Annotated in this window: 4 protein-coding genes; 1 reads left to right on the top strand and 3 read right to left on the bottom strand. The window is 71.5% G+C overall.

Features of this window, described 5'->3' with window-relative positions; translation table 11 throughout:
• On the bottom strand, positions 1–1,269 hold a 1,269-nt coding region (locus tag PROKR_RS23935; protein ID WP_169736543.1), incomplete at its 3' end, for a collagen-binding domain-containing protein.
• A 326-nt stretch (positions 1,270–1,595) separates the two neighbouring features.
• Between PROKR_RS23935 and PROKR_RS23930 the strand changes: the two genes are divergently transcribed.
• The gene (locus PROKR_RS23930; RefSeq protein WP_036968620.1) at positions 1,596–2,108 is read left to right on the top strand and encodes a GNAT family N-acetyltransferase; all 513 of its coding nucleotides are present in this window, start codon (positions 1,596–1,598) and stop codon (positions 2,106–2,108) included.
• Positions 2,109–2,146: 38 nt separating this feature from the next.
• Here PROKR_RS23930 and PROKR_RS23925 read toward each other — a convergent pair whose 3' ends face one another.
• The gene (locus PROKR_RS23925; protein ID WP_051433300.1) at positions 2,147–2,872 is read right to left on the bottom strand and encodes an AAA family ATPase; all 726 of its coding nucleotides are present in this window, start codon (positions 2,870–2,872) and stop codon (positions 2,147–2,149) included.
• A 9-nt stretch (positions 2,873–2,881) separates the two neighbouring features.
• On the bottom strand, positions 2,882–3,311 hold a 430-nt coding region (locus PROKR_RS23920), incomplete at its 5' end, for a phosphotransferase (protein ID WP_036968618.1).

Raw genomic sequence — 3,311 nt, 5'->3', positions numbered from 1 at the left:
GGTGCTCGGCGACGGGGTGCCCGACGGCGAGGGGCTTGGGCTGGGGCTGCTGGGGCTGGGGCTCGGGGACGGCCCGGGGGTGCTGGACGACGGGGAGGGGCTGGGGCTCGGGCCGGGCTCCTCGTCGTCGCACAGGAGCAGGCCACCGAACGTGTGGTGGTGGATCTCCCCGCCGCCCGTGGTGGTGACGCCGTCGGCGAACCACTGGCCGTTGGTCGTGATCCCGGAGGCGAACTCGACCGTGGCGTTCGGCGCCCAGATCGCGCCCAGCTCCAGCCCGTCCACGGTGACGGTCCCGGTCACGGCGGACAGGTCGAGCATGATGTAGCGCGCGTAGTCCTGCTGTTCGCCGCCGCCGGCGGACCAGCCCTCGAAGTCGAGCGGCCCGATCGTGGTGGTGCCCTCGGGCACCCGGATCACGAGCGGCGCCTGCGCCGTCGGCACGTAGCCGTCGGCGCGGTCCATCTTGACGGTCGCGCCGGCGATGTCCGCGTAGTCGATGACGTTGGGCATCGTGGTGGCGAAGCCGGAGACGTAGACGAGCCCACCCTCCTCCTCGACCGTCACGGTGTTGGACAGTTCGGGGTTGCCGTACATCGAGGCAAGGCACTCGTCCGTCCGCTCGACGTCAGCCTCGAGGTCAGGGAAGTAGCCCGCGACCGTGGCCTGGTCGGTCTGCAGGTCCGAGACGGCGAAGTCGGCGTACGGCGCGGCCTTGAGGTCGAGGAACCCGCCCTGCGGGTTGGTCACGCGGGGAAAGTCGCCGCCCGCGTTGTTGCCGACGCCGCCGCCGCGCACCTGGGCGGTGAGCCCCGTGGTGTCCGCGAGCTTGGCGAGCGCGTTCGCCTCGGGGCCGGAGGTGGCGACGGTCCCGGAGTCGTCGCGGTTCGAGATGTCGAAGGAGCCTGTGCCGGTGAAGGTGCCGGCGAGGATCCGCACCGGGGCGCCGTCGACCAGGGGCACGGTGTAGTCGGCGCGGCCCGCCGACTGGTGGAGCACGTCGTATCCGTTCGGGTCGTCCGACGAGATGCTGCCGAAGGCGGCGACGGAGCCCTCCAGCTCGGCGTTCCCCAGGTGGGCGTTCCCGGTCGTGAGGATCGTGAAGTCGCTGTTCACGTCGAACGGGTTGTACGTCGAGACCGCGGCCTGCGCGGTGATCACGCCCGGGACACCCAGCCCGGCGAGCGTGGCCATCCCGGCCAGCCCGGCGACAGCGCCTGCGGCCGCCACGACGCGGCCACGACGAACACCGCTCCTGAAGAAACTCACGTGTGTGCCCCCTGCACTCCGGCCGCGCGAGGACCGCGACCTCGGCGGCGCAGACGCGCCGTCGCTGGCGACCATAACGCCGGGCCAAAGAACCCCAAACTGCCAAACCGACGTTTGGCGCAAACGCATACATCGGTCTGGATATATCGGACTGAATGCATTGCTCGTCGGATTGCTCGGAGGTTGGAGTGCTCGGAGGTTGGAGTGCTCGGAGGTTGGAGTGCTCGGAGGTTGGAGTGCTCGGAGGTTGGAGTGCTCGGGCGCCGGAGTGGTCAGGGGTCGGAGTGGTCAGGGGTCGGTCCGAGGTGCCCGATAGTGTCGGCAGCATGTTCCTGCTCGAGACCGAACGCCTGCTGCTGCGGCCCTGGCGCGTGTCCGAGGCCGCCGTCCAGCACGAGATGTGGACCGAGCGCGACCCGCGCGTGCCCCCGCACCGCCGGATCGGCGCCGACGGCCGGCCGACGGTCGAGGACGTCGCCCGGTGGATCGAGGACGCCGCCGAGCCGTCGACGCTCGGGCTGCCGGTGCTGGAGCTGAAGGGCTCGGGGGACGTGATCGGCTACTGCGGCCTGATCGCCGGCTCCCAGGTGCCGGACGACGAACCCGAGCTCGCGTTCGAGCTGCTGCGCCGGGCCTGGGGTCACGGGTACGCGACCGAGGCCGCGTGGGCGGTGCTCGGCTGGGCGCAGGAGTCGGGCTACGAGCGGCTGTGGGCCACGGTCCGGGCCTGGAACGACGCCTCGCTGCGCGTGCTGGCGAAGGTCGGGTTCACCGAGTCGGGGCGCGTCGAGCCGGACGCCGTCCACGGGGACTCGCTGTTCCTCACCAGGGAGCTGTGAGGGCGCCGTCCGTCACTCGGCGTCGGAGAAGCCGTCCGTCACTCGGCGTCGAAGAACATGTCCGGGCGCCCCAGGAACCTCTTCCAGAGTGCGACCGACTCCAGCTCGGACCACGTGCGCTCGGCGATGCCGTCGTCGGTCATCTCCAGGATCTGCGCGCCGGGGATCGCCGCGACCAGCGGGGAGTGCGTCGCGTAGATGACCTGCGCGTCGTGGTCGGCCACGAGGTCCTGCAGCCGGTACAGCAGCTGGAGGGTCGACTCGAACGACAGCGGCCCCTCGGCCTCGTCGAGCAGGTAGAGGCCGGGGCCGGCGAACCTGCCGGAGATCGCCTGGAGGTAGGACTCGCCGTGGCTGACCTCCGTCGAGAGCCGGTCACCGTAGCCGCTCACCCCGGCGCCGGTCATGAACTCCAGCATCCCGGCGGCGGTCTCGGCGCGCAGGTAGAAGCCCTTCGCCTTCTGCCGGAGCATCCGGGCCCCGGCGATCGACCGGTCCAGCACGAGCGCCTCGCCCAGCGGGCTCGGCTCCAGCTCGCTCGCGTACCTACGGCCCCCGTGGCCGCCGCGGACGTCGATCCCGTACTGCTCCGCGATCGCCTCGAGCACGGTGGACTTGCCGGACCCGTTGGCCCCCATCAGGACGACGATGCCGCTGGTCAGTCGCACACCGCGGGCCGCGATCTCAGCGACGGCCGGCACGGTCCACGGCCACACGCCCCGCTCGACCTGGGCGGGCCTGACGCTCAGTCGCTCGATCAGCACCCGGACAGGCTACCGACCCTCGGGGTCCTCCATCCGGGACCGGAGCACGTCGAACTCACAACCCGGTGCGTCCGGGTCGAAGCCGTGCTCGATCAGCCAGCGCGACGCCGTCAGGCTGCGCAGCGACCACCAGGCACGGATCACGTCCCGGTCCACGTCGTCGCCGTAGCCGGCGAGGAGGTCGTCGAGACGCTCCTCGTGTCCGAGCGTCAGGATGGCGAGGTCGAACATGGCGTCGCCGGGGGCCGCCTCGGACCAGTCGATGACGCCGGTGACCTCGTCGCCGTCGACGAACACATGGGTGATCTGCAGGTCGCCGTGGATGAACGCGGGGGTCCACGGCCGGAGCGCCGCCTCCGCGATCTCGCGGTTGCGCCGCACCACCTCGGCGGGCAGCGCGCCGCTGGAGAGCAGCCACTCGCACTCCGTGTCGAGCTCG

It is taken from the genome of Promicromonospora kroppenstedtii DSM 19349 (assembly GCF_000515355.1).
Taxonomy (GTDB): domain Bacteria; phylum Actinomycetota; class Actinomycetes; order Actinomycetales; family Cellulomonadaceae; genus Promicromonospora; species Promicromonospora kroppenstedtii.
Note: the sequence above shows the minus strand (reverse complement) of the source record. Positions and strands in the feature narration are given on the sequence as shown.

What these genes read in the sequence shown, in the direction of transcription:
- PROKR_RS23930 (WP_036968620.1), top strand. Translation starts at nt 1,596, where the DNA reads ATGTTCCTGCTCGAGACCGAACGCCTGCTGCTGCGGCCCTGGCGCGTG.